This window comes from Paractinoplanes maris (assembly GCF_023544465.1).
In the GTDB taxonomy this organism is placed as follows: Bacteria; Actinomycetota; Actinomycetes; order Mycobacteriales; family Micromonosporaceae; genus Actinoplanes; species Actinoplanes maris.
Genome location: NZ_JALPVL010000014.1, coordinates 156,234 through 181,906, shown reverse-complemented (window position 1 = coordinate 181,906; position 25,673 = coordinate 156,234). Strand labels below are relative to the sequence as shown.

Annotated in this window: 27 protein-coding genes; 15 read left to right on the top strand and 12 right to left on the bottom strand. The window is 71.6% G+C overall.

The genetic code is table 11. The features are described 5' to 3' along the window. Positions 1–76 precede the first annotated feature (76 nt). Positions 77–937 carry a phytanoyl-CoA dioxygenase family protein gene (locus NAG42_RS35680; RefSeq protein WP_250036478.1) on the top strand — a complete coding sequence of 287 codons (861 nt, stop codon included), beginning with the start codon at positions 77–79 and terminating at the stop codon, positions 935–937. A 166-nt stretch (positions 938–1,103) separates the two neighbouring features. After that, positions 1,104–2,069, top strand: a complete 966-nt coding sequence (locus tag NAG42_RS35675) for a carboxypeptidase regulatory-like domain-containing protein (protein ID WP_250036476.1) — start codon at positions 1,104–1,106, stop codon at positions 2,067–2,069. A 46-nt stretch (positions 2,070–2,115) separates the two neighbouring features. On the opposite strand, the gene NAG42_RS35670 is transcribed toward NAG42_RS35675, so the two are convergent. Both NAG42_RS35670 and NAG42_RS35665 read right to left on the bottom strand, forming a co-directional pair. Further along, complete coding sequence (locus NAG42_RS35670; protein WP_250036474.1) at positions 2,116–3,183, bottom strand: DUF1989 domain-containing protein; 1,068 nt, start codon at positions 3,181–3,183, stop codon at positions 2,116–2,118. After that, positions 3,180–4,514, bottom strand: a complete 1,335-nt coding sequence (locus NAG42_RS35665) for a uracil-xanthine permease family protein (protein WP_250036473.1) — start codon at positions 4,512–4,514, stop codon at positions 3,180–3,182. Before NAG42_RS35665 ends, NAG42_RS35670 begins: the two co-directional genes overlap by 4 nt. Positions 4,515–4,737: 223 nt before the next feature. Here NAG42_RS35665 and NAG42_RS35660 point away from each other — a divergent pair, with 223 nt between their 5' ends. Further along, positions 4,738–6,126: a serine/threonine-protein kinase gene (locus NAG42_RS35660; protein ID WP_250036471.1), complete on the top strand. Its 1,389-nt coding sequence runs from the start codon at positions 4,738–4,740 to the stop codon at positions 6,124–6,126. A gap of 57 nt (positions 6,127–6,183) precedes the next feature. After that, the gene (locus NAG42_RS35655; RefSeq protein WP_250036470.1) at positions 6,184–7,584 is read left to right on the top strand and encodes an alpha/beta hydrolase family protein; all 1,401 of its coding nucleotides are present in this window, start codon (positions 6,184–6,186) and stop codon (positions 7,582–7,584) included. Positions 7,585–7,591: 7 nt separating this feature from the next. On the opposite strand, the gene NAG42_RS45195 is transcribed toward NAG42_RS35655, so the two are convergent. Beyond that, positions 7,592–8,122, bottom strand: coding sequence for a CGNR zinc finger domain-containing protein (locus NAG42_RS45195; RefSeq protein ID WP_250036468.1), 531 nt, complete (start codon positions 8,120–8,122; stop codon positions 7,592–7,594). A 62-nt stretch (positions 8,123–8,184) separates the two neighbouring features. On the opposite strand from NAG42_RS45195, the gene NAG42_RS35645 reads away from it, so the two are divergent. After that, complete coding sequence (locus NAG42_RS35645) at positions 8,185–9,357, top strand: epoxide hydrolase family protein (protein WP_250036467.1); 1,173 nt, start codon at positions 8,185–8,187, stop codon at positions 9,355–9,357. A gap of 96 nt (positions 9,358–9,453) precedes the next feature. Continuing rightward, positions 9,454–11,511 carry a carbohydrate binding domain-containing protein gene (locus NAG42_RS35640; protein ID WP_250036465.1) on the top strand — a complete coding sequence of 686 codons (2,058 nt, stop codon included), beginning with the start codon at positions 9,454–9,456 and terminating at the stop codon, positions 11,509–11,511. A 305-nt stretch (positions 11,512–11,816) separates the two neighbouring features. On the opposite strand, the gene NAG42_RS35635 is transcribed toward NAG42_RS35640, so the two are convergent. From NAG42_RS35635 to NAG42_RS35625, 3 genes are all read right to left on the bottom strand, one after another. Continuing rightward, positions 11,817–12,143 carry an STAS domain-containing protein gene (locus tag NAG42_RS35635; protein WP_250036464.1) on the bottom strand — a complete coding sequence of 109 codons (327 nt, stop codon included), beginning with the start codon at positions 12,141–12,143 and terminating at the stop codon, positions 11,817–11,819. Between the two features lie 7 nt (positions 12,144–12,150). After that, positions 12,151–12,639, bottom strand: a complete 489-nt coding sequence (locus NAG42_RS35630; RefSeq protein ID WP_250036462.1) for an ATP-binding protein — start codon at positions 12,637–12,639, stop codon at positions 12,151–12,153. Positions 12,640–12,708: 69 nt separating this feature from the next. Further along, a complete protein-coding gene (locus tag NAG42_RS35625; RefSeq protein ID WP_250036461.1) occupies positions 12,709–12,933 on the bottom strand; it encodes a hypothetical protein in 225 nt (74 codons plus the stop codon). An 84-nt stretch (positions 12,934–13,017) separates the two neighbouring features. On the opposite strand from NAG42_RS35625, the gene NAG42_RS35620 reads away from it, so the two are divergent. Next, on the top strand, positions 13,018–13,428 hold the full coding sequence (locus NAG42_RS35620; protein ID WP_250036460.1) for a PIN domain-containing protein: 411 nt from the start codon (positions 13,018–13,020) through the stop codon (positions 13,426–13,428). A 34-nt stretch (positions 13,429–13,462) separates the two neighbouring features. Here NAG42_RS35620 and NAG42_RS35615 read toward each other — a convergent pair whose 3' ends face one another. The 3 genes from NAG42_RS35615 to NAG42_RS35605 form a co-directional block, all read right to left on the bottom strand. Continuing rightward, a complete protein-coding gene (locus tag NAG42_RS35615; protein WP_250036459.1) occupies positions 13,463–14,005 on the bottom strand; it encodes a hypothetical protein in 543 nt (180 codons plus the stop codon). A 144-nt stretch (positions 14,006–14,149) separates the two neighbouring features. Further along, positions 14,150–14,758, bottom strand: coding sequence for a LuxR C-terminal-related transcriptional regulator (locus NAG42_RS35610; RefSeq protein ID WP_250036457.1), 609 nt, complete (start codon positions 14,756–14,758; stop codon positions 14,150–14,152). A gap of 143 nt (positions 14,759–14,901) precedes the next feature. Continuing rightward, positions 14,902–15,168: a hypothetical protein gene (locus NAG42_RS35605; RefSeq protein ID WP_250036455.1), complete on the bottom strand. Its 267-nt coding sequence runs from the start codon at positions 15,166–15,168 to the stop codon at positions 14,902–14,904. 1,060 nt (positions 15,169–16,228) lie between these two features. Here NAG42_RS35605 and NAG42_RS35600 point away from each other — a divergent pair. Beyond that, a complete protein-coding gene (locus NAG42_RS35600) occupies positions 16,229–16,627 on the top strand; it encodes a pentapeptide repeat-containing protein (RefSeq protein ID WP_250036453.1) in 399 nt (132 codons plus the stop codon). Further along, positions 16,624–16,827, top strand: a complete 204-nt coding sequence (locus NAG42_RS35595; protein WP_250036452.1) for a hypothetical protein — start codon at positions 16,624–16,626, stop codon at positions 16,825–16,827. The genes NAG42_RS35600 and NAG42_RS35595 overlap by 4 nt, the downstream gene beginning before the upstream one ends. 763 nt (positions 16,828–17,590) lie before the next feature. Here NAG42_RS35595 and NAG42_RS35590 read toward each other — a convergent pair. Both NAG42_RS35590 and NAG42_RS35585 read right to left on the bottom strand, forming a co-directional pair. Further along, the gene (locus NAG42_RS35590) at positions 17,591–18,781 is read right to left on the bottom strand and encodes a right-handed parallel beta-helix repeat-containing protein (RefSeq protein WP_250036451.1); all 1,191 of its coding nucleotides are present in this window, start codon (positions 18,779–18,781) and stop codon (positions 17,591–17,593) included. Between the two features lie 116 nt (positions 18,782–18,897). Then, a complete protein-coding gene (locus NAG42_RS35585; protein ID WP_250036450.1) occupies positions 18,898–20,097 on the bottom strand; it encodes a PP2C family protein-serine/threonine phosphatase in 1,200 nt (399 codons plus the stop codon). 180 nt (positions 20,098–20,277) lie between these two features. Between NAG42_RS35585 and NAG42_RS35580 the strand changes: the two genes are divergently transcribed. The 5 genes from NAG42_RS35580 (at position 20,278) to NAG42_RS35560 (ending at position 24,358) form a co-directional block, all read left to right on the top strand. Further along, a complete protein-coding gene (locus NAG42_RS35580) occupies positions 20,278–21,735 on the top strand; it encodes a sigma-70 family RNA polymerase sigma factor (RefSeq protein WP_250036448.1) in 1,458 nt (485 codons plus the stop codon). A 99-nt stretch (positions 21,736–21,834) separates the two neighbouring features. Beyond that, complete coding sequence (locus NAG42_RS35575; protein ID WP_250036447.1) at positions 21,835–22,563, top strand: alpha/beta fold hydrolase; 729 nt, start codon at positions 21,835–21,837, stop codon at positions 22,561–22,563. 2 nt (positions 22,564–22,565) lie between these two features. Continuing rightward, a complete protein-coding gene (locus NAG42_RS35570; RefSeq protein WP_250036446.1) occupies positions 22,566–22,766 on the top strand; it encodes a hypothetical protein in 201 nt (66 codons plus the stop codon). Between the two features lie 31 nt (positions 22,767–22,797). After that, a complete protein-coding gene (locus tag NAG42_RS35565) occupies positions 22,798–23,508 on the top strand; it encodes an HAD family hydrolase (protein WP_250036445.1) in 711 nt (236 codons plus the stop codon). A gap of 37 nt (positions 23,509–23,545) precedes the next feature. Further along, a complete protein-coding gene (locus tag NAG42_RS35560) occupies positions 23,546–24,358 on the top strand; it encodes a ThuA domain-containing protein (protein WP_250036444.1) in 813 nt (270 codons plus the stop codon). 19 nt (positions 24,359–24,377) lie between these two features. Here the strand turns inward: NAG42_RS35560 and NAG42_RS35555 are convergent, their stop codons facing one another. Further along, the gene (locus NAG42_RS35555; protein ID WP_250036443.1) at positions 24,378–24,905 is read right to left on the bottom strand and encodes a hypothetical protein; all 528 of its coding nucleotides are present in this window, start codon (positions 24,903–24,905) and stop codon (positions 24,378–24,380) included. 169 nt (positions 24,906–25,074) lie between these two features. Between NAG42_RS35555 and NAG42_RS35550 the strand changes: the two genes are divergently transcribed. Then, on the top strand, positions 25,075–25,668 hold the full coding sequence (locus tag NAG42_RS35550) for a sugar O-acetyltransferase (RefSeq protein WP_250036442.1): 594 nt from the start codon (positions 25,075–25,077) through the stop codon (positions 25,666–25,668). Positions 25,669–25,673: the final 5 nt, after the last annotated feature.

Below are 25,673 nucleotides of genomic sequence, written 5' to 3'. Positions count from 1 at the left end.
AGTGCGAGCAACGGGGGAGCCGATTCCGGCTTCGTTGACTCGGTGGGAACACGACGATGAATCGGATGAGGAATCAATGGCCAAAGAGCTCGCCGTCGACGTGAACGCGTTCTGGGAGAACGGCTACACCATTATCCGCAATGCTTACTCGCGTGACGAGATCAAGAGTCTCCGGGAGGCGGCGATGGCCTCGCGCGGCCGCGGCCCCGGTGACCTGCTCTCCAACCCCAAGATGCGCAGCGTTCTGGTCGACGGCCGCTTTGTGGCGGTCGCCCGCCAGATCCTGGGCAGCGACGACATCTGGTACTCGGGTGACAGCTCGTTCACGATCAATTCCAACCAGCGGGGCTTCCACAAGGACAACGTGGACCGCAAGGACGGGAACGGGCCGGACTGGAAGGGCCGCTACACCCTTCTCCGGTTCGGGATCTACCTGCAGGACCACTGGTCGCACACCGGCGGGTTGAATCTGCGCGCGAAATCGCACAATACGGCCGATCACGCGTACGGAAAGAACGTCTATGTCCGGACCCGGCCGGGTGACCTGGCCGTGTGGAGCATGCGCACGACGCACAGCGGCAACGGCGTCCTCTACAAGTTCCCGAAGTGGGTCCACCCCGAGCCCCAGGACATCCCCAAGATCCCCAAGTGGCGGGTCGCCAAGGCCGACGGCGACCGGGTCGCGGTCTTCGCCGCGCTCGGGCTCGACGACGCCCACCACGACCGCTACGTCGAGTACATGAAGACCCGGACCTACATGGTCAACTCTTTCCGGGCGTCGCGCTACGACGACGAGACCCTGCTCGAGGCGAAGAGCGCCGGCCTGCAGGTCCGGCGGATCGCCGAGGAGATCGAGGGCGACGACACGGTCGGCAAGAACCTCGCCTGGGAGCCGATCCCGTACGAGGTCGGCGCGGCCAAGCGCCGCCAGTCCTAGGCTTCGGCCGGCTTGAGGGACGGCGCCCGGTGCATCCGGGCGCCGTCCCTCTCGTCACTCACAGTGGACACTCCTGACTTCGTGCCAAGCCCCGCCGTCCTCCGATCACCGGCGCGCGGTCGCTCCTAGCGTCTCCCCTACCTACCTGATGGAAGGGGAATCCGAAGTGCAGTCGAATCCAGTTCGTCGCCGGGCGGTCCTGGCCGGTGCTCTGGCCGGGATCGTGGCGGCAACCTCCGCCGCCGGTCCGGCTCTCGCCGCCGATCCGACCGGCAGTATCTCCGGCGTCGTTCGTGACACCCGGGGCGCGGTCGTCCCGGACGCCGCCATCGCGGTCTATCTCAACCCGTCCAGCGACGCCGTCCAGGAGTTGCAGGCCGACTCCCGGGGCCGGTTCACGGTGTCCGGCCTGGAGGCCGGTCGCTACAAAGTCCGGATCGGTCTGGGCGGCTGGGCCGAGTGGGCCCCGGGCCGTGTCTCCGGTCCGGACGAGGCCAGGACCTATCAGGTGCGGGCCGACCGCACCACGGTCGCCAACAGTGTGGTGACCGCGGCCGGGATCATCGCCGGCCGGTTCTTCGGCCCGGACGGGCAACCGGCGGCCGGCGCGGCCGTCAACATCACCAACGTCGACAACGCCTCCGGGCACGGCGGCGTCACCGCGGCCGACGGTACCTTCCGGATCCGCGTCCAGCCCGACCAGACCTTCGTCGTCAACTACGCGGCCGGCCCGGTGGGCCAGTACGTGCCGCACACCTTCGACCCGGCCCAGGCGACGAAATTCTTCGTACGGTCGGGGCAGACCATCCGCATCTCCGACCGGGCGATCGCCCTGGCCGGGATCTCGGGCCGCCTGACCGACGCCGCGGGGGCGCCGGCCGGGGGCGTGAACGTCAGCTTCATCAACGTCGACACCATCGCCCAGTCGGACACCGCCACCTCGGCCGACGGCACCTACGACTTCAGTGGTCTGCTGGCGCCGGGTCGCTACAAGGTGCGGTTCACCGCGCCCGGCGGCCGCCAGTACGCCCACCAGAAGACCGACTACGACTCGGCCGACGTCATCACCTTGACGTCGGGGGAGACCACCGTCGTCGACGACCAGCTCCTGTGGGTCCCGACGCCGCAGTAGCCCCATCGGCCCGAGGCCGCCCCGGACGCCAGTCGCCCGGGGCGGCTCAGTCGTTGCCGGCGAAGGCCCCCAGCCGTTCGATCGCCCAGGACAGGGTGATGTCGCGCAGGGCGGCCGCGTCGTCATCGCCGTAGAGGGTGGTGTCCCGGGCCCGCCGGAAGCGGCCGGCGAGGGCCTCGCCCAGCTCGACCCGCACGTCGGCGGCGCGCAACGGCAGATGCGGGAAGGCGGCCATATATCCCGGATCGCGTCGCAGGGGCCGCGGGCCGGGGATCTCGCGTGGTCGCGGCAGGCCGAGGACCACGGCCCGGTCCCGGGCCGCCCGGGCCGACCGGGCGTCCTCGCCGCGGCCCTCCTCGATCGTGACCCGGACCGGGCGCAGGCCGAAGTTGCTGCAGTTGGACAGGTCGTCGCCGCACACGTTGGGCACGACCAGCAGATCGAGCAGGGCGACGAGCTCGAGGTGGTCGCCCGGCCGGGCCTGGTTGCGCCGGATGACCGCCTCGCCGCCGGGGCCGGTGGCGGTGTGCATGAACAGGTTCAGGGACTCGTGCAGGTCCCACGGGTCCAGGCCGTACTCCCGCTGGGCCTCGTTCTGGATCTCCTGGCAGTTGGTCCGGTCGTGCAGGCCGAAGAAGGCGCTGTAGATCAGCCGGCTGCAGAACGGGAACTGGGTGTCGGTCGAGGCCGTGCCGCCGGTGATCGCCATGATCGGGCGCTCCCAGGGGGCGTTGGACCACAGCACGTCGCCGGGCCCGGGATGCGGACCCTGCATGCCCCGGGTGCGACCGGCGTGCAGCCGCTCGCGGCGGTCGCTCAGCGAGAAGACGTTCAGATCGACACACTGGTGGCCCTCGATCTGCGCGATCCGGACCACCTGGCCCGCGCTCACCTCGAACGCCTTCCCGGTGCCCGGCTCGAGGATGTGCTCGCGCACGGGCGTACGGCGGGGAGGGGCCGGACTCTCCGGCCGGACGACCCCGGCCAGGGCGTGGGCCGGTGCGTCCTGCAGGGCGGCCCGCACGAGGTCACCGATGTCCCCGAGGTGCGCGTCGCGGTCGACGACGGTCTGCAGGAAGGCGTGCTGCTGATGGTTGAGCCGCAGCGTGATCATCGCCGGGCCAGCAGCGGGCGCAGGCCGTAGTTGACGGTGGCGTTGAGGACGATCAGCAGCACCGCGCCGAACATCATCGGGGTGGTGACGAGGGCCCGGGCCCAGTCCGGCATGGTCGTGACCATCGCCTCCGGCAGCCACTGCCCGCCGAGCGCGAGGATGAAGGCGGTCCCGGCCACGGTGAGGTTGAGTTCGTCCCACCGGACCGTGCTCATCATCTGCACGCCACTCATCGCGATGATGCCGAACAGCACGGTGGAGGCGGCGGCCAGCACGGCGCCCGGCAGGCCGGCGACGAAGGCGCTGACCACCGGCAGGAACGCCAGGGCGATCGCCAGGAAGCCCGCGGCCATCGTGACGAACCGGCTGCCGACCCGGGTCACGCGCACGATGCCGGCGTTCTCCGGGTACGAGGCGGTGCCGATCCCGCCGAACAGGGCACCGGCCACCGAACCGGCGTATTCGGTGAACAGGCCGCGGTTGATGCGCTCCCGGCTCAGTTCGGTCCCGCCCCACCGGGACACCAGCGTGTACATGCCGACCGCCTCGGCGCTCGACTCGAGGAAGGCCAGCAGCATCAGCAGGACGGCCGGCCAGGCCACGGCGAAACCGAAGGGCAGCAACGAAGGCGGCCCGACGAACGACACCCCCGACATGTCCGGGACATTCCACAGCCCGGTGACCGCGGCCAGCACCGAGCCGGCCAGCATGCCGATCAGCACGGCGGCGCGGCGGACCAGCGTCGAGCCGCCGAGCAGCAGGCAGACCACCACGGTGAGCAGTGTGACCAGCCCGATCCAGAACAGGTCCCAGCCGTACCCGGGCTGGCCCTCGGCCCCGAACCAGCCGGGCAGGCCGAGCGTGGCCAGCTGCGCGCCGATGATGATGCAGATGGTGCCGAAGACCAGCGGGTCGGTGGCGAAGCGGAGGACGTGGATCAGCACGCCGAACCGGCCGATCGGGATGGTCAGGGCCATGAAGATCAGACCCGCGACGACCATCGACCCGAACGCGGCGTCCAGGCCGTAGGCCGCCCCGGCGGCTAGCACGGCCGCGAAGAAGGCGGCGGTCGGCCCCTGCACGATCGGTAACCGGACGATGCGGCTGGACTGCAGCACGGTGACGACCCCGGACAGCAGGAAGGAGGCCTGGATCATGGAAGTGACGTCACCGGTGGCCAGACCGAGGGTGATGCCGATGAGAACCGGGAAGACCCAGATCGCCGAGAGAGTCAGCAGGTGCTGCACGGCGAAGAGCGCGAGTTTGGGCGGCTGGACAACGTCGTCGAAGCCGACGTCGAGGATCGGGCGGGAGTCCGCTTCTACATCCACAACGGTCAATGCTAAAGCACGGGCGGCTTGTTGGTGACTACCGAAAGTCATGAATCCGTACGGCGGGAGAAGTGGCGACCGACGCAGTTTTCTCCTCGCCTCGCCCGGGTATGCTACGGGCCACGGCGCTGATCACCCGTCACCACGACGGCAGATCCGCCACTGTGGGTAGTTGCCGCGGCGCGGGTGACACCAGCGTCGTGTCGGCCATGGGGAGGTCGCAGTGCAACTGCTCGCGGGGCGGTACGGATTGGGTGAGGCGCTCGGTCAGGGCGGCAGCTCGGTCGTGCATCACGGATTCGACAACACCTTGAAGCGCTCGGTCGCGATCAAGATCTTCGACGAGACGGCGACCGACGTGCTGCGCGAGGCGCGCACCGCGGCCGGGCTCAATCATCCCAACATCGCTCAGGTCTACGACTACGGCGAGGTCGTCGACGGCCGCACCCGCACCCCCTATCTGGTCATGGAGTTCGTCGACGGCGAGACGCTGGCCGACCGGCTGGCCCGCACCGGCGCCCTCCGGTGGCGCGAGGCCGCCGGCATCTGCACCGACGTCGCCGCCGCCCTGGCCGCCGCGCACACGCAGAGCCTGGTCCACCGCGACGTCAACCCGCGCAACATCATGCTCACCGCGGACGGTGTGAAGGTCCTCGATTTCGGCATCGCCGCCGCGGCCGGGCAGAACGGCATCGACACCGGCGGCGGCCTGTGGGGGAGCCCGGCCCATCTGGCCCCCGAGCAGCTGCGCGGCGAGCCGGCCTATCCCTCGGCCGATGTCTACGCGCTCGGCCTGCTGCTGTTCGAATGCCTCAGCGGCTCGCGGGCCTGGCCGGGCGGGAGCGTGGGCGAGATCCTGGCCACCCGCTACGGCCGCCCCGCTCCGCGCCTGCCCCGCATCCTGGGTCTTCCTCGCGACGTGGCCCGTCTCTACGAGGCCTGCACGACCGAGGACCCCGGCGGGCGTCCCTCGGCGATCGACGTGTCCGAGGCCTTCCGGCGCGTCACCGGCCCGGTGCGCCCGCTCACGGTGATCCGCTCGGGCTCGGGCTCGACGGCGACCGAACCGGTCACGCCGTCGCGACGGTCCCGCCGGCGCGCCACGGTGATGGCCTCGGCCGCGGTCGTCGCGGCGGTGGTCAGCATCTTCGGGGTGCAGCTGGCCAACGGCACGGTGACCCCCGGTGGCAAGGAGGCGGAGGCGGCCGTGGATGGCGGCCACCCGGCGACCACGTCACCGCGGCCCACGACGGCGGCCCCGTCGCCGACCACCCCGTCGGTGCGCGAGGTCGCGGCGACGAAGCCGGTCACCGTACGGAAGAAGAACCGCCGCACCACCCGGGTGACCACTCCGACGACCGCGCCGGCCACCCCGCCGCCGACCACCAAGCCGTCGGCGCCGCCGAGCAAGCCCCCGGTGACCACGCCGCCGGCGAAGCCCCAGCCGACGCCGACCCGGACCCCGGACGCCCCGCCGCCGCCCACCGAGCCGACCGTCGAGCCGACCGAGCCGGAGGCGACCCCGCCGCCGGCCGAGGAGACGCCGGCGGAGGAGAACCCGCCGGCCACCACCGGCCCCGAGGTGCCCGAGGGCGGCCGGCTCGCGGTTTGATCTGACCCCTTGACATGTGTCGATCCCAGGCATGGGATGTTACCGGGAGGTAACACCATGCTCTGGAGTCGTGCCGCCGTAGCCCTCAGCCTGCTCGTCCCACTCGCCGCCGCACCCGGCCCGGTCAACGCCGCGGCCGCCGCGCCGGCCTGCACCGCGCCGGCGCCGAGCACCACCCAGCCCGGATACCTGGTCGCCGACCCGGACTGCGACCTCGACGGCACGCCGTTCACCGCGCTCCCCGGAGCGACGGTCCACACCGGAATCGCCGCCGGGGCGGCCTACCGGATCGAGGTGCCCGGCACCTGGAACGGCGGCCTGGTCGTCTTCGCCCACGGTTACCGCGGCACCGGAACGACCGTGTACGTCGACAACCCCGGACTGCGGGCGCACTACCTCGCCCGGGGTTACGCGTGGGCGGCCTCCAGCTATGCCACCAACGGCTACGACGTCGGGCAGGGGGTCCGTGACTCGGTCGCGCTGATCGACCGCTTCCGGCGGGACACCGGGACCCGGGCCCGGTCGGTGATCATGTCCGGCGCGTCGATGGGCGGGCACGTCACCGCGGTGGCGATCGAGGAGCATCCGCGCGCCTTCACCGGGGCCATGCCCTACTGCGGGGTGCTCGGCGACACCGCCCTGTACGACTACTTCCTCGACGCGAACGTCACAGCGGCCGCGCTCACCGGGGTGGACATCGAGTTCCCGCTGCGCCCGGACGCCGATTATCAGCAGCGCTGGCGTGAGCAGGTCGGCCGGATCGTCCCCGCGCTCGGTCTGCCGTCCGCCTCGACGCCGGCCGGTCGCACCTGGTCGGCCGTCGTGGAAAGGCGCAGCGGAGGCGACCGCCCGGGCTTCGACAGCGCGCTCACCTACTGGAACTCCGCGCCCTCACTGCCGCCGCTGGCCGACCTGCCGTTCCTGTTCGGTCTCTACCCGGGGCTGCAGGGCGGAACCGCGGGCGGCATCGCCCCCGGCAACGTCGCCGACAACCGGCGGACGGTCTATCGCAGCACCGACCGGCTGTGGCCGACCACCGCCGAGTGGCGCCTGAACCGGGAGGTGCTGCGCGTCCGTCGTACGGCCGTGGCCGACCCCGGGACGGCCGGCGTTCCCCGCGTCGACGGCCGCCCGCCGGTCCCGGTGCTCTCGCTGCACGACATCGGTGACCTCTTCGTGCCGATCTCGATGGAGCAGGAGTACGCGGCCCGCGCCGCCCGCAACGGCCGATCGCATCTGTTCGTGTCGCGGGCGATCCGCGGCGTCGGCCACTGCGACTTCACCGCGAACGAGCTGACCCGCGCCTTCGACGACCTGACGACCTGGATCGGCACCGGCCACCGCCCGGCCGGCGACGCGATCCTCAACCGGCGGGCGGTCGCCGACAAGGCCTTCGGCTGCCGCTGGACGAACGGCACCCACCGCGGCTTCGTGGCGCCGCCCTGTCCGGCCGGCTGAGACCGTCTCAGTCCTCTTGGCGGCGGCGGCGGTAGGCGCGGGTCTTGTGGCGGTTGCCGCAGACCTCCATCGAGCACCACCGCCCGCCGCCGCTGCGGGAGGTGTCGTGGAAGGCCCACCGGCAGTCCGGTGAGGCGCACAGTTTCAGCCGGTGCCAGCGGCCCGCGGCGACGGCGGCCGCCACCGTCTCGAGGATGACGTCGAGGCCGGTCACCCCGCTGGCCGCGGTCAGGCGCAGCCGACCGGCGGGGTCCGGGGTCAGGTGCAGGGAAAAGCCGGCCAGCGCGGGCGCGGCCTGCGGGGTGGCCAGCAGCGCGCCGCGCAGCGCGGCCCGCAGCGACAGCGCGGTATCCAGGTCGGACTGGCTCAGCCCGGTGTCCGGCGTGCCGCCGTGCGCTTCGAGCCAAGCCGACAGAGCGTCGACCGAGGCGAGCTCGTCGGCCGCCACGTGCTGGTCGCCGTGCCGCAGGAACGTCCGTTCGTCGAGGGTGTTGAGGAACTGCTCGACGAGGTCGAGGTCTCCGGTCGCCGCGTTCACGACACCAGCTTATCTGTTAGCCGGTGTTGACCGACGACCGACACCGCATTTACGGTTCACTGGTGTCGATTACTCAGGAGCTTCTCCACGTGCCGGACGTTGACCTCGACGACCTGCGGGCCCGCCTCCGCGCTACCCGGTGGGCCCGGCCGTGGCCCCTCCCGGCCTGGCAGGCCGGCACTGACGGCGACGAGCTGCGCCGGCTGGTCGAGTACTGGGCGTCCGGCTACGACTGGCGCCGGCACGAGGCCGAGCTGAACGCGCTGCCGTCCCACTTCGCCGAGATCGACGGGATCCGGCTGCACTACTTGCGCTTCGACGCCCAGAGCGAGGGTGCTCTGCCGATCGTGCTCACCAACGGCTGGCCGAGCACCTTCTACGAGCTGGTCGAGCTCGCGGAGCGGCTGTCGGATCCCGCACGGTTCGGCGGCGACCCGGGTGACGCCTTCACGGTGATCGTGCCGTCGCTGCCCGGGTTCACGTTCTCCGCTCAGCGCCCGAGCCTGGATGCGCCCGGTGTCCACGAGCTGTGGCATCGGCTGATGCACGACGTCCTCGGCTTCGAGCGGTACGGCGCGCACGGCGGCGACCTGGGGGCCGGGATCACCGGCCGGCTGGCCCAGGCCCACCCCGAGTCCGTGGTCGGCATCCACCTGCTCGACGTCGACCGGACGCCCCGCGACAGTGATGCCGGCCTGAGCGCCGAGGAGCAGTCCTATCTGGACGACTCGTCCGCGTGGTCGGCGGCCGAGGGCGCGTACGCCCATCAGCAGAGCACCCGCCCGCTGACACTGGCGCCGGGGCTGAGCGACTCGCCGGCGGGTCTGCTGTCCTGGATGCTCGAGAAGTACCGGGCCTGGAGCGACTGCGACGGCGACGTGGCCGGTCGGTTCGGCGACGACTTCCTGCTCACCCAGGCGTCGCTCTACTGGTTCACCAACACGATCTCGACGTCGTTCCGCCCCTACTACGAGGGCAGCCACGGTCGGGTTCCGGATCTCGTACGGGTCGAGGTGCCGACCGCCGTGGCCGCGTTCCCGGCCGACCTCGCCGTCCGCCCGCCCCGCCGGTGGGTCGAGCGGCGCTACCACCTCACCCGGTACACCGTGATGCCGCGCGGCGGTCATTTCGCCCCACGCGAGGAGCCGGAGTTGCTGGCCGCCGACATCACCGCCTTCTTCCGTCCGGCCGTTCACCCAGCGTTCACCCTGACCGGCATTCCCGGAGATTTATGATCATCTACCCTTCCTGAGGTGTGGCCCGCGTCGATGGATGCCGGCCGCGCCGGCCGCCGAGCGGTCGCGTGGTTTCCATACACGGGGGAGAACGTTGTGCGTAGACGCACGTATTCAAGCCGCCGGGCGGGCCTGCTCGCGCTGACGGTGGCGTCCACCGGCCTGCTCGCCGGACCGGCCTACGGCATCGCCGGAGGGACCGAGGCCGCGACCGGCGCCTACCCGTTCGTGGCTCAGGTGGCCGTGGGCGACGCGTACGCCTGCACCGGCTCGCTGGTCGCGCCGTCCTGGGTCGTCACCACCGCCGGCTGTTTCGGTCCCGGCGCCGCGAGCAAGCCGGACCAGCCCACGACTGTCACCATCGGACGGAGCACCCTGACCGCGGGCGCCACCGGCCGGGTGCGGGCGGTCACCGACCTGGTCCGGCACCCCGGCGGCGCCGTCGTCCTGGCCCGGCTCGACACCGCCGTGACCGACATCGCGCCGGTCACGATCGCGACCGCACCGCCCGCGGCCGGCGAGACCCTGCGCAGCGCCGGCTACGGCCGCACCGCCACCACGTGGGTGCCGGCCCAGCTCAGCACGGCCGACTTCGCCGTGGACACGGTCGACCCGGCCGCGATCGGCATCGCCCCGGCCGCCGGCTCCACCGCCGCCACCTGCAAGGGTGACGCGGGCGGGCCGCTGTTCCGCGCGGACACCCCGGCCCAGCTGGTGGCCATCAACGCCGCGTCCTGGCAGGGCGGCTGTCTCGGCGAGACCGAGACCCGCCTCGGTGGCACCGGCACCCGGCTGGACACCCTGGCCGACTGGGTCGCCCGGAACACCGCCGACCCGTACCCGGGTGTGGTCAGCCCGCCCAACCCCGGCTTCGAGAGCGGGCTGTCGGGCTGGTCGCAGTTCAGTGCGGGCGGCAACACCACGTCGACCGAGCGCGTCCACGCCGGGACGACCGCGGTGAAGATCGTGGACACCAGCACGACCGCCAACGACGGTGTGGAGAGCACCCGCATGCCGGCCGCGCCGGGCATCCGCTACACCGCCTCGGCCTGGGTCAATGTCGTCAGCGGCACGCCCGACCTCTACATCCGCTTCCTCGACGCGGGCGCCACCCAGATCGCCGCGGCCACCACGTCGTTCTCCGGCGCCGCCGGCCAGTGGAAGCGGCTGCAGGTCACCGGGACCGCGCCGGCCGGCACCGAGCAGGTCAGCATCCTGCTCTACTCGGCCCAGGCGCAGACCGGCACCTCCTACTTCGATGAGACCGAGCTGACCCGGGCGCCCGGCATCCCGCTGACCAACGCCGGGTTCGAGAGCGGTCTGACCGGCTGGACCCAGTTCGGGACGGGCGGCAACACGGTGTCCGGCGATCGCGCGTACGAGGGAATGAGCGCAGCCAAGATCGTGGACACCAGCACGACTGTGGCCAACGGGTTGGAGAGCGCCCGGCAGGCCGCCGTGGCCGGGGTCTCCTACACCGCCTCGGCCCGGGTGAACGTGGTCAGCGGCAAGCCGTCGGTCTACGTACGCTTCTGGAATGCCGCCGGTGACGTGCTGACCAGTGCCGCGACCGGCTTCACCGGCACCCCGGGCGCCTGGACCCCGGTCAGCGCCACGCTGACCGCCCCGGCCGGCACCACGCAGGTGTCCACGTTGCTGTACTACGCCCAGGCGGGCACCGGCACGGCCTACTTCGACCAGGCCGCCGTGACCCGGACGGCCGACCTCGTGGTGCCCGACCATGGCTTCGAGAACGGCCTCGGCGGGTGGACGCAGTGGGGCGCGGGCGGCAACACCGCCTCGACCGAGCGGGCCTGGACCGGCATCACCTCGGCCAAGATCGTGGACACCAGCACCACGACGGCCACCGGCCTGGAGAGCGCCCGGATGCCCGCCTCGGCCGGCGTCCGCCACAGCGCCGTCGCCCGGGTGTTCGTCGCGTCCGGGACGCCCTCGATCTATCTCCGCTACTACAACGAGGCGGGCGCCCTGATCACCAGTACGGCCGTCGACTTCACCGGCCCCACCAACTCGTGGCAGTGGCTGCGGGTGGCCGCCACCGCGCCGGCCGGCACCACCCAGGTCTCGGTGCTGCTGTATTCGAAGGCCGCTTCCACCGGCACCGCCTACGCCGACCACGTCGTCGTTCAGTGACGCGTCGCTTGGTGGGCTCCGGCGGAGCCCACCAAGCTGCGTTGTTTCGCCGCCGAGCGGTGGCTGTCGACTTCGGGAGAGGGTCGAGCGTCGTAGGAAGCCGCGATCGCTTCGTCGCCGCGTGCCGATCACCCGAAGCCCGTGGATCCGGTTTCGGGACGTGCCCGGGCTTTCGGGTCCGGCGTACTCGTCAGAACCCTGAAGCCACGGTGGCTGCGCTGTCAGATGTCCAAGGCCGCGTCGAGGTCGATACGCGGTGAGGTGACCGGCCATTCCCCGTCACGACCCGGGCCGGCGATTACGGATCAGTCGCGTGGCGACAACGTCGGCAGGACGCCCGCGACGGCGAGGACCCGGCTGACGTGGCCGCGGGAGCCGGTCAGCACGAAGCGGCGGCCGTTGTCCTGGGCGCTGTGGTAGGCCATCACGAACGCGTTGACAACCGAGGAGTCGATGAAATCGACCCCGGTCAGATCGGCCCGCACGGTCGCGGTGCCGGGCCGGCGGACCTCGGAGGTCAGCAGCGTGCGCAGACGCTCGCTCATGCTGAGGTCGAGCTCGCCGGTCAGGGCGACGGTGATGGTGCCGCCCTCGCGGGTGACCTCATGCTGCCAGACTGCGCCGGTCGCCATCGGTCTCTCATCCGGTCTGGGGACGGCTGGAACCCCGGTCGGCGACGGTGACCGGTGGCTCGGCCGCGGTCAGGCAGAAGGTCACGGTCGCGGTGACGCCGGCCGGGGTGTCGCTGATCAACAGCGTGTCGGTGAGCAGGCGGGCCAGCATGATGCCGCGACCGCCGGTCACATTGGCCGCCGGGGGCCCGGCCGGCAACGGAACCCCGTCGGCGAACCCGCCGCCGTGGTCGATCACGTCGCAGATCAGCGTGTCGTCGTCCCGGCGCAGGCGCAACAACCCACGGCCACCGCCGTGCCGCACGGCATTGATCACCAACTCGTGGACCGCCGTGACGAAGTCGTCCAGGGCGTCATCCCGCAGACCGGCGGCCTGCGCCTGCCGCGCCACGGCATGCCGCAGCGCGGTCACCTGCTCGCGCGCGAACTCCTGCGCGAGCATCTCGCCCGCCCGGGACCCGTGCACGCCACCGGCGTGGGACTCGGACAGCTCCATCGCGCAACAATAAACCGGCCCCGAGCGCCACCTTGTTTGTGCCGGGACAATTGTTGACCCGGGTGAGAGTCAGCCGCTGCGTCGGTTGCCGTACTGCCGGGGGCTCTGCACGGATCCGCGGCCGACCGGGCGCTGACCCTTGCTGAACACCTCGGGCTTGGCCGCGCCCTTGCCTTTCGCGCGGCGGGCGGCTCGGTTGGTGAAGACCTCAGCCTCCTCCGGCGCGGCCTCGGTCTCGTCGACCGGCTCGGTTTCGTCGGCCGGGGTCCCGGACGTGGCGGGGGAATCGGTCATTGTGGCTCTCCTGACATATGGCCCGCGCTCACGCTATCGCAGCCGCGCCCCGTGGGCGTCACGGCGCGCCCTAGGCTGCCGGACATGAGTCGTTACGTCATCGATGCCGTCACGCTGCTGCACCTCGTCGACAACGGCCTGCCCGCCGGACCGGGCATCCAATTGGTCGCGCCGAACGCGATTCGCTCCGACGCGATGCAACTGCTGCTCGAGGCGGTGCGCCGGGGCGAGCGTACGGATCGGGAAGCGCTCCGGACCCACGATCGCCTGACCGAGGTGAAGATCCGCCTGCTCGGCGACCGGATGTCCCGGGCCACGGCTTGGCGGATCGCGCGGGAGCACGAGCAGTTCACCCTGCGCGAGGCCGAATACCTGGCGGTCACCCGGCTGCAGGCGGACGCCCTGGTCACCGTGGACGCCGAGCTGGCCGGCCGGGCGCGGGCGCTCGTCCCGGTCGGCTCGCTGACCGACGTGACCGGTCCGGCGGCCACCTGAGCAGGTGACCGCCGGACCGCCGCGCACGACCGGGTCAGAGCTGGCCGAGCAGAGCCAGCAGGAAGTTCAGGATCGCGGCCAGCGTGCCGGCGCTGGGGTTGCCGTCGAGCAGGCCGACGATCGCGCAGAGCAGGTTGCCCAGCAGGTTCCCCGGCCCGGGCACCGCGTTGATGACCAGGTGCACCTGGTTGAGGTCCACGACCAGGCCGAGCAGGTCCAGATGCAGCGGGCCGAGAGTGAGGTCGAGGACCCGGCACGTCGCCTGGGCGACGGCCGCGGGTGCGCTGACGGTCTGGCTGACCGTGCCGACGGCGCCACCGGTCGAGTCGGTGAGCGTGCCGGTCAGCGTGCCGGTGGCCAGGAGGCTGCCGCCGCGCGCCACGAACTTCGACGGGGTGAAACTGCCGGCGAAGGTGCCGGTGCCCCCGGCCGCGTCGGTGAAGGTGCCGGTGATCGGTGTGCTGGGAACGGCGGTGGTGGCGGGTGGCGCGGCCGCCGGGGTGCTCGGGGCGGCGCCGGCCGCGTTCGCGCCGATGGTGGCCAGCCCCAGTGCCGCGAGCACGGTCACGACGATCATCGAGAGTCGTTGCCGATGTGTCATCGTTCCTCCTGCAGATAGGAAACCTTTCACCGATAAGCATCGATGTCGCCCGGGGTCCGCCCCAGTGAGCGTTGTCATCGGCTGACGGTGAGAGGAGTGAGGAACGGTCGCTGACATAAGTCACTGGAACCAGCCCGCGCTCTCGGCTACGCGGACCGCTTCCAGCCGGTTGCGGGCACCGGTCTTGCGCAGGATCACCGAGATGTAGTTACGGACCGTGCCGGCGGTCAGGTGCAACCGGGCGGCGATCTCCACGGACGGCACCCCGGACGCGGCGACGCTCAACACGTCCAGTTCCCGGGCCGACAGCGGACTGCGCGGCGCCGCCACCAGGGCGACGGCCAGGCCGGCGTCGATCACGCGTTCGCCCCGGTCCAGCTGCCGGATGGCGCGCACCAGATCGCCCGGCGCGGCCTGGGTGCCGATGACACCGCGGACGGGAACGTCGAGTACGCGGTGCAGTCGTCCCGGGTCCTCCGGCCCGGCCAGCACCAGCGTGGCGCAGCCCGGCTGCTCCGCGGTCAGCCGCGCGAACAGGCTCAGACCGTCCCCGGCGAGCAGCCCGACATTGACGACGGCGACGTCCGGCGGCACGGCGCGGGCCATGGTCAGCGCCTCCCCGAGACAGCCCAGCTCGGCGACGACGGCGAAGTCCTCTTCCTGGGACAGGGTGGCGGCGAGGGCGCCACGCAGCAGATTCATGGGTTCGACGAGCAGAATGCGGATCACGATGGCCTCCCAGCCAGGAGCTTCGCGGTGGGAAAGGCCGACGTTCGGGGGAGCTTCGGATCCCGTACGGGATGAGCTCGAACCTCCCGAAGCCGGCCGGCCGTCGCCGGGGTCGGCGGCGGCCCGATTCCGGACCGCGCGGATCAGCTGGGAGGACCGCAATACCGGACAACACGCCCGGAGGTGCTCGCGTCGAAGGGCAGAACAGTGCTGGCGGCGGCGAGGCCGGGCCACCAACGGGACGGGATGATGCCGATCAGGGGTGCGGAACCCCCGCCGGAGTCGCGGGCGTGCCCGGCCCCGGCCGAGTTGTCACCCGGCGCCGGCCCCCGCCCCGGCGCGACCGGCGGCAGCGTGCCCGGGGCCGCCCGCAACCCGTGCCGGCTCGCGCCGGCTTCAAGGCGCCCCACCGTCGAAGCCGCCGTCAGCGGGGCTGAAAGCGGCACAAATGCCAGGCCAGGAAGTTGCGCGTCCGAGTTGGCCGGAGATGCAGCCGGCAAGGAGGTCCCTCGCGCAAGCGAGACGGCGGGCGCTGTGGGGGTGGCTGGCATCGTGGCGGTGGTCGGCGCTGTAGGGGTGGCCGGTCCTGCGGGGGTGGTCGGCGCTGTAGGGGTGGCCGGTCCTGCGGGGGTGGCCGGCATTGCGGGGATGGCTGGCATTGCGGGGATGGCTGGCATTGCGGGGGTGACCGGCATTGCGGGGATGGCTGGCATTGCGGGGGTGACCGGCATTGCGGGGATGGCTGGCATTGCGGGGGTGACCGGCATTGCGGGGATGGCTGGCATTGCGGGGATGGCTGGCATCGCAGGGATGGCTGGCATTGCGGGGATAGCGGGCACTGCCGGGATAGTTGGCGCCGCGTGGATAACCGGCATCGTGGGGAGAGTCGGCACTGCGGAGATAGCTGCGACTGCGGGGATGGCTGGCAGAGCGGAGACGGCCGGCAGGGCGGTCACGGCGGCCGGCGCCACGTCCATGCCGCCCCGAAGGAAGGCGACCTTGGGATCCGGCCGAGCGATCAACCGTTGGACCTCGTTCACGCCCGCCGCCGGCCGGAGTTGCGGCCAGTTCGTGCCCCCAGGCATCTCGGAGAGCGCCGGTAGCATCGGAGTGGCAGACGTGTCCGAGTTGTCCTTCAGCCGTGCTGCGACCCGAGCCCCGGGCGCCACTCGCTCGGTCGTCCCGCGACGCGCCGCCGCCACTACGGCCTCCGCTTGTCGCACCGGCCCTTCCCACACCGCCGCCGCCGAATTCGCAGCCGCATGCTCAGGGCCCTTCAACGCCGAAGCCACCCGGCTCCCGACCCGAACCACACGCTCGTCAACTTCCGGTGCCGCGACCCTCCGCCCCTCCACCTTCTCATCGACAGCCGTCGACCGCTCCTTTTCCAGCGGCTCCGCCTGCTCTCGCACAACTTCCCGCAGCGCAGCCTTTACCGGCACAGCGGCCCGGGAGGTGGCCTTTGGTGGCGTGGCGGTGCGCGGGGTGGCCTTTGGTGGCGTGGCGGTGCGCGGCGTGGCCTTCAGTGACACGACTTTTCGCGGCTCCGCTTTCGATGGCACGGCGCTGCGCGGCTCAACTTTCAGCGACGCGGGTTTTTGCGACGCAGACTTCGACCGCGCGGCCGTTCGGACCTCGGCCTTCCGCGGCTCAGCCTTCAGCCTGATGGTCTTTCGCGGCTCGGCGTTCCGCGGCTCGGCCTTGAGTATTACCGATTTCCGCGCCGCTTCCAGACGGGCGCGAGGCGAAGTTTGTGCGGCTTGTCGGCTCGAGCTCGATCGCTCAGCGACCCGCGGAGCCACGCGGATCTTCACGGCGTCGCCGGCCACTTTCTCCACAGAGGCCCGCGGATCACCGTTCGTCAGGTGATCCGTCTGACCTTCGTCGGCCCGGGCGTCATGATCGAAAACGCTCATGGCGATGTAGGCGGCCACCGCCAAGCCGACCATGAAGAAGAGGCGAACAATGCGCTGAACCGCCCCTGCCACAAAAACCCCGCGCAAACTCCACCTCCCGCCGGCGAATTCGTCAAGCCATCGATAAACGCCTACCCCTACATCGATGCCTGACACCGGACCGGCGTGCCGTTATAGGACCGGCACCGGTGTGTCGCGCGGAGAGCCTGGCGTTCCCGTCTCCGGCCCAGCGGTCCGGTCTCCCGCCTGGCGTTCCCGACCAGCCCCGGCGATCTCACCCGCCGTGGCGTTCCTGTCCTCGGGCTGGTGGTTGTGCCTGCGGTCTGGCGTTCCCGGCCAGGCCGCGGCGATCTCGCCTGCCGTGGCGTTCCTGTCTGCGGATGGTGGTCGTGCCTGCGGTCTGGCGTTCCCGATCGGGCCGCGGTGATGTCGCCTGCCGTGGCGTTCCTGTCTTCGGGCTGGTGGTCGTGCTTACGGCTGGCGGTACCGCCCCGCCCGCTTTTGCCCTCCACCGCTCCAGCTTTCGCCACGCCGCATCCGGACGGTGAGTCTTCGGACCCCCGCCACCGGCTGCCGACCGGAATAACCCTCAAAGTGGCCTTCCGGACAAAAGGCGCAGGACGCCAATGAGGACGGTCTAGCGGTTGATCAGTGAAGCGCGCCGCTCGAACACGGCATCTGGGACGGCGCCGAGGTCAACGGTGCGTCCCGCTCGGAGTCCGCGAGGGCGACCTTCGAGGCGCACTGGTGACAGCGGCCCCCACGAGCTGGGCGCCACGGCGCTCAGGCGGGCCTGCGCGCTGATGTCGGAGGCATGTGCCGGCAAAGCGGCGTGGCCCACCGAGGCCGACCGTCGATCACGCCGAGGCGGTATCAAGAATGGGCACGCGGCTCCGGCCTGGAGAAAGCCGGAACCTCAACAGGCGGCTTTGCCGTTCAGTTTCTCGGTGCTGTGGCGCTGGTAGCCCACCTCCGCCCCGCCACGCAGCGTGATGCTGTTGCAGCGGTGGCTGGCCGGCGCCGAGTGGCTCACGAAACTTGCCGTGCTGATCGTGTTGCCCTCGAAGGTCACATTGCTCAGGTCGCCGTCGAGGATGGGGGGATCCTCGGAGCCTGTGCTGGTGATGGTGTTGCCGCTGATGGCTATCTGCGCGTTGCCGATGGCGAAGTCGCCCTCGGTGTGCAGCACCAGGCCGCCGTGGGAGTTGCGGAACGTGTTGTCTCGCAGCTTGATGTTGCGGGCCGACGAGTCGGGGCGGTCGCCGCCGATCTCCAGGATGCCCTGGATGTTGGAGCCGGTGTTGTCGTGCACGTCGAGGTCGTCGGCGTAGTTCCACACCTCGACGAAGCCGCCGTCGTGGCCGTAGTCGTGGCTGGTGTCGCGGCAGTCGGTGCAGCTGCTGCGGCCGATCTCGACATTGCTCGCCTCCACCGAGAAGCCGATCGCGCCGTAGTCGTCGTTGCCGCCCGGGGTGTCGCGCACCATGTGCAGGTCGCGGACCGCCACCCGGTCGGCCGCGGCGCCCCGGGCCTTGAGCAGCACGCCGACGCCGACGTTGTCGATGCTGCTCGACCGGACGATGCTGTTGTCGCCCTGGATCTCGACGCCGTTGGTCTCGGCGTCGGTGACCCGGATGTTCTCGACGATCTGGTACGCCCCGGAGAGCAGCACGACGCTCTCGGAGCCCGCCGAGCCGCCGTCGATCACCGGCGGCGCACCCTCGCCGTACGCGGTCAGTCTGATGGGTTTGGCCTTGGTGCCGTCGCCGCGGAGCTGGACCGTCGTCTGCCAGGTGCATCCCCGCGCCAGCCCGATCGCCGCGCCCGGCTCGAGTGCCCGGGACGTGGCGGCCCGGATGCTGCGCAGCGGTTTGGCCAGGGTTCCTTTGTTGCCGTCGTCGCCCTTCTCGCAGTCCACGTGGATCCCCTGGAAGGGGGCCACCTTGGGCTTCGGCGGCGGCGGGGACGTGACATAGGCCGCCGAGCCGAGACTGGGGGCGACGCTGACCGTGGCCCGGGGCGACGCGGTGGCGCTCGTGCTCACCGAGGGTGCGGGATCGCTCACGAGGGCGGTGTCGCCGGGGGTGTCTTTCACCGTGGCGAACACGGCAGCACCACCGGAGAGGACCGTCGCCACGGCAGCGAATGCCAGGGGGAGTCGGAGGCGTCGGCTGGGCATGGCGCCACCCTATCTGAACTGTGGATCTGTCATATCGATCATGGTCAACGGCCGGGTGCGGGGGGCTCGCCCAGCCAGTGCAGGAGCAGGACGGTGGCGTCGTCCTGGAGGCGGTCGTCCTGGTACTCGAGGATGGCGTGCACGAGGCGGCGGGTGGTCTCGGCGGCCGGAAGCTGGTCGGCCAGGGCCCGCTGGGCGAAATCGATCAGGCGGTCCGTGCCGAAGGGCTTGCCGTCGCGGTCGCGGGCTTCGGTGATGCCATCGGTGTAGAGCAGGACCTGGTCCCCGGGTTCGAGGGCCTCCTGGATGATCACCGGCGGCCGGTGGTGACCGAGGGTCACCGGCAGCGCGGTGGGCGTCGGCAGGACGGTGACGACCCGGCCCCGGCGCAGCACGATCCCGCTGGGGTGGCCGGCCGAGATGACCTGCAGGACGCCGGTCCGCTGGTCGAGCTCGGCCAGCACGGCGGTGATCATGCCGGTGCGGTCGTGGTCGCGGATGGCCTCGTCGAGGTGGTGATAGGTGGCGGTGAGGTCCTGGCCGGCGCGGCGGGCGTTGCGGTAGGCGGCGATCGCGATCGACGCGAGCACGACGGCACGCATGCCTCCGGCCGAGCCGTGGCCGACGGCGTCGAACAGCGCCAGGTGGGCGGTGTCGCCGTTGACGGCGTAGTCGAAGGCGTCGCCGCCGACGTCGTAGCAGGGCTCGAGGATGCCGGCGATGACGGTGCGGCTGGTCGCGAAGGTGAGCGGCGGCAACTGGGCGCGCAGCATCTCGGCCGCCAGGCGCATCGGCTCGCGGCGGCGGAGCCGCTCGATGGTGTCGCTGTAGAGGTCGCAGGTGACGACGAGCTCCCCGACGAGCGCGGCCACGATCGCGCAGTCGGCGACGGCCTGCTCATCCAACGGCCGATCGGCCATGACCCGCAGGACACCCATGCGCTCGCTGCCGTCGAGCAACGGCACCCACACCACCTCCCCGGCGGTGTCCGGCGTGCCGCGGACGGGTTCCAGGGTGCTGTACGCCCGACCGGCGAGAGTCCCGTCGACCAGCACCGGGTCGCTCTCCGGGGACAGGGATCCCCGCAGCGGCAGGAGCACCCGCTGCTTATGATCGACGACGTAGATGATCAGTGCCGTGACCCCGAGCGCGGGAGCCGCTTGCATGGCCATGTCGGCCAGATCCTCGGGGCGGGCCCGATAGCCCTGGCGCAGGAGCTGCCGTACCGCGTCGAGTGCGCTCACCGTGACCTCTTCCCGGCCCGGCTCGCTGCCGGCACGGCCGCCGATTCAACCAGAGTCCGGGCGCGTTCGACACACAGGGCGAGGTCAGACGGGTCACGCTTGAATGCGACGCCCGGTCCTCATACCATCCGGTCGCAGATGTGAGCGTTAACCCGCGGCGTACCGGAATGAGGGCTTGGGATGGTTCAGCCTCGATACGGCCGCGACGAAGCGGTGGTCGTCGCGGCCCGCGCCGGTGACCGGGACGCGATGAACGAGCTGGCCCGTCGCCATCTGCCGCTGGTCTATCACCTCGTGCGGCAGGCGCTGCACGATGACGCCCAGGTCGACGACGTGGTGCAGGACGTCATGGTGCGGGCCATGCGGCAGCTCGCCGGCCTCCGGTCACCGGCCAGCTTCCGGCCCTGGCTGACCGCGATCGCCGTACGCCAGATCGGGAGCCACCTGGCGCGGGAGCGACTGGCGGCGGAGCGGGCCGAGCCGCTGACCGCGGCGATCGACCACCCGGACGCCGCCGCCGAGGTGGAAGGACCCGCGGTGCTCCGGGTGGCGCTGGCCGGGCAGCGCCGTCAGGTCCGCCAGGCGACCCGCTGGATGGGCGCCGACGAGCGCACGGTGTTCTCGTTGTGGTGGCTCGAGCTGATCGGCGAGCTGACCCGGGCCGACGTCGCGACCGGTCTGGGGGTCGGCCCGGCGCACGCGGGGGTGCGGATCCAGCGGATGCGCGAGCAGCTCGAGATCAGCCGGGCCGTCGTCGCCGCGCTGGAGGAGGTTCCCGGCTGCGACGTGCTCGGCGACGTCGTCGCGACCTGGGACGGAACCCCGAGCTCGGCCTGGCGCAAACGGATCGGCCGGCACGTGCGGTCCTGCCCGGTCTGCGGGCGCACGGCCGCCGGCCTGGTGCCCGCGGATCGCTTGCTGCCCACCCTGGCCCTGCTGCCCGTGCCGATCGCGCTGGTCTCGGCGGCTCTGGCCAAGGTCGCGGCGAGCCACTCCCCGGCGGTGGTCGCGTCGGGCGTCTCGACGTGGGCTGGTGGGGCGCTGCACGCGATCACCGCGCACCCGCTGGTGGCTGTCGTCGGAGCCGCTGTCCTGGCCGTGGGCGTCTCGGTGCCGGCGACCGGGTGGGCCACCGCCCCGCAGGCGGCCCAGGTCCAGCGCCCGGGGCCGGTGGTGCCCCAGCCGGGTGCGTCGACGGCGCCCCTGCCGATCGGACCGGTCTCACTCGAGTCGGCCGCCGCCCCGGGCCGGTACGTCGCCGTGGCCGACGGGGAGGGTGCCCTCGAGGCGGTGGGCCCGGCGAGCCCGGCCGCCGACCGGCGGCGGGCGACCCTGAGCGTGGTGGGCGGCCTCGCCGATCCGGCCTGCATCTCGCTGCGCGGCCCGGACGGCCGCTATCTGCGCCATTCGTCGTTCCGGCTGCGGCTCAGCGCGGACGAGGGCACGGTCCTGTTCCGCCGGGACGCCACGTTCTGCAGCCGCCCCGGCTTCGTCGCCGGCAGTGTCTCGCTGGAGTCGTACAACTTCCGGACCTTCTACCTGCGGCGGGTCGGAGATCAACTGTGGGTCGATCAGTTCGAGGGCAGCGACACGTTCCGCGCCGACAGCTCGTTCTTCGCCCGTCCGCCGCTGGCCTGACGGTAGTTTTCGTTCACTGATACTCCAGACGACGCACTCAGCATTGCCGTGGCGGCGCAGCGTGACAGCGCCGTTCACCCTTCGCTGAGGAGTACAGACATGGTCAAGCCCTCGATCGTTCTCGTGCACGGCGCCTGGGCCGATGCGTCCAGCTGGAACACGGTCGCTTCGGAGCTGCGCGGCCGGGGATTCGGCGTGCAGGTGCCGCCGAACCCGCTGCGGGGTGTGGAGTCCGACGCCGCGTACCTCTCGTCGTTCCTCACGCAGCGGACGAGCGGCCCGGTCGTGCTGGTCGGTCACTCGTACGGCGGTGTCGTCATCACCAACGCGGCCGGCCGTGGGGGAGACGTCCGGGCCCTGGTCTACGTCAACGCCTTCGTCCCGGCCGAGGGCGAGAGCATCTTCCAGCTGCTGGGCGGCTCGGGGTCGGCCCTGGACGTGCCCGACCCGACCACCGTTCTCGACATCGTCGGCTACCCGGGCGCCCCGGAGGGTGACGCCGAGGCCTTCCTGAAGGCGGACACCGTCGACCGCTTCTTCGCCCCGGACCTGCCCGAGGCCGACCGGTGGCTCGTCCTGACCGGTCAGCGCCCGATCACGTTGAGCGCCAACGCCGGGCCCTCGGTTGCCGCGGCGTGGCGGACGCTGCCGAGCTGGGCCGTCGTGGGCACGGACGACCTCGTGATCCCGGCCGAGACCCAGCGGTCGATGGCCGAGCGGGCCGGTTCCAAGGTCTTCGACGTCGCCGCCTCGCACCTGTCGCTGGTGTCGCACCCCGAGGTGACCGTCGAGGCGATCCTGGCCGCGGCCGCTCACCTGGGCGACTGACCGTGCGGTCGGACACGGCCGGGGCCCCGCTGAGACTGGAGACCTGTCGGACGGGCCGGGCCGCGCAGATCTGGCAGGTCGTCCCGGCCGGCGACTCCGGTCAGTTCGAGCTGCGCGGCGCCTTCGGCATCCTGCACGTCGACGGCCGGCTGGTGACCTCCGGTGGCCGCACCGGCCTCCAGACCCTGGACTTCGCGGGCTGATCACGGCGACGACCCCGGTAGGGTCGGCGCCATGTCTGCCCCGGGTTCGTTCGATGCTGTGCTGTTCGATTGCGACGGGGTCCTGGTGGACTCGGAGAGCATCACCAACGGGGTTCTCCGGTCGATGCTGCACGAGCTGGGCTGGCCGATCAGCCAGGCCGACTGCTTCCGGCTCTTCGTCGGCCGGGCGCTCAGCGACGAGACCGCGATCATCACCGCCCGCACCGGCTTCGTCGTCACCGACGACTGGCTGCTCGAGTTCCGCCGCCGGCGCAACGAGGCGCTGGCGGCGGCCCTGCAGCCGATCCCCGGGGCGGTGGCCGCGGTGCACGAGATCAACACCTCGACGGCCGGCCGGATCGCCTGCGCCAGCGGGGCCGACCTGGGCAAAGTCGAGCTCCAGCTCCGCAAGGTGGGCCTGGACGAGGTCTTCGCCGGCAAGATGTTCAGCGGCATGGACCAGCCCCACAGCAAGCCGGCACCCGACGTCTACCTGGCCGCGGCGGCGTTCCTGGGCATCGACCCGGCCCGCGCCGCCGTCGTCGAGGACACTGTTCCCGGTGTGACGGCGGGGGTGGCCGCCGGCGCGACGGTCTTCGGCTTCTGCCCGCCGGACAGCCCGGCCCACCACCCACCGGAGGCGCTCCAGGCCGCCGGTGCCACCCACATCTTCACGTCGATGGCACAACTGCCCGCTTTGGTGGGTTCCCCCCGCCCGGCCGGAAGTCATAACCTTCGATAGGTGGCCCGGCCTCCGCGGGCCCGGCTGAGGAGGCGTCATGAGGCTCGTGGTCAGGTTCGTGGTGGCGATGGTCGTGGCGGCCGCCCTCACCGTTCCCGTGGGCTCGGCCGCCGTGGCCTCCGGCTCCCGGTTCAGCGCGCTGGTCTTCTCGAAGACCGCGGCCTTCCGGCACGACTCGATCCCGGCCGGTGTGGCCGCCATCCAGCAGCTCGGCGCGCGTCACCACTTCCGGGTCGACGCGACCGAGGACGCCGGGGCCTTCACCGACGCCAACCTCGCCCGCTACGACGTGGTGATCTGGCTGAGCACCACCGGTGACGTCCTCGACGACGCGCAGCAGGCCGCCTTCGAGCGCTACATCCGGGCCGGTGGCGGCTACGCGGGCATCCACGCCGCCTCCGACACCGAATACGACTGGGCCTGGTACGGCGGACTGGTCGGAGCGTATTTCCGCGACCACCCGGGCGCCGTCAACCCGCAGTTCCAGGTGGCCACGGTCAACGTTCTCGCCCGTGACACGGCTGCCACCAGGCCGCTCCCGCGCCGCTGGCAGCGCGAGGAGGAGTGGTACAACTTCCGCACGAACCCGCGGCACACCGTCCGGGTCCTGGCCGAGGTCGACGAGCGCACCTACGACCCGCGCGGCTACAGCGTGCCCGAGGGCTCACCCGGCATGGGCCGCCACCACCCGGTCACCTGGTGCCAGCCGTACGACGGAGGCCGCGCCTTCTACACCGCGATGGGCCACAAGGCCGAGTACTACACCGACCCGCTGCTGCTGGCCCACCTGCTCGGCGGCATCCGGATGGCCGCCGGCGTCACCCGCTTCAACTGCGGCCGCGAGAACTGAGCCGAGGGCGGGCCGGAGGTCAGCCGCGTTCCCAGACCGCGACGGCCTCCTCGCCGTCCTTCGGCACCCAGCCCAGGGCCTCGGGCCGCGCCGGGGTGCCGGTGAAGGTCAGCGTGAGCGAGCCGGTGCCGGTCCCGAACCGGACGGGTTTGGTCTGCCGGGGGTCGTTCTCCCAGCCCTTGGCGTCGTAGAGCGTGAACATCGCCGGGTCGACGACGAACGGCCGGGCGGCGGAGACGGTGAGCTTCACCTTGGCCCCGTGCGCGGAGTAGTCAGCCGACGCGAGCTTGACGGTGGCGACCGGCGCGGCTTTCCTCGTGATCGTGACGACCTGGCCGGCCTGCACATAGGTGAGCGCCGGGTCGTCGTCGCTGATCGCCGGCACGGCCGGCGCCGGTGCGGCAACGGCCGGGGGAGCGGCCACGGCGACGGGAGCGGCCACGGCAACCGGGGCCACGCCCTCGACGGCACCGGCTCCGGCCCAGGCGGCCGTCGGGATGGTGGCGACGGCGAGGCCGGCGAACAAGGCGGCGACGGGCTTTCTCAAGGCGATGTCTCCGGTCTGTGTGGCGTTGTATATGACAGTTCAACGCGGCGGACCACGCCACCACCATGCCTGCCACCACCATGCTTGTGTGGCAGTCGACACATCCTACCGGCCGCGGCGAAATCGGCCCGCCCGCGCCTCCCGATCACCGTTTCGTACGCTCGTACACATGACTTCTGCCGACCTCGCCGAGGACGATCCGCGGTCCATGCGTGAGCGCATGCTGGCCGGCGACCTCTATCGCGGAGCCGATCCCGAGCTGGAAGCCGAGATGCGCGAGGCCATGGTGCTGACCAAGGCCTTCAACGACAGCGATCCCCGCGACCCCGAGGCCCGCCAGGCACTGTTGCGGCAGCTGCTGGGCTCGATCGGGGCCGAGGTGGAGATCCGCCCGCCACTGCACGTGGACTACGGCCGCCATCTGCACGTCGGCGACCGGACTTTCATCAACTTCGGGCTGATGGCCCTGGACGTGGCCGAGATCCGGATCGGCCAGGACGTGCTGATGGGGCCGAACGTCCAGCTGCTGACGCCGACCCACCCGATCGATCCGGGACCGCGCCGCGCCAAATGGGAGTCGGCCCGCCCGATCACCATCGGCGACAACGTGTGGATCGGCGGCATGGCGGTGATCTGCCCCGGCGTGACCATCGGCGACAACTCGGTGATCGGCGCCGGCGCGGTCGTCACCAGGGACATCCCGGCCGACGTGGTCGCCGTGGGCAACCCGGCCCGGGTGATCCGCTCCGTCCACGAAGGCTGACCGCG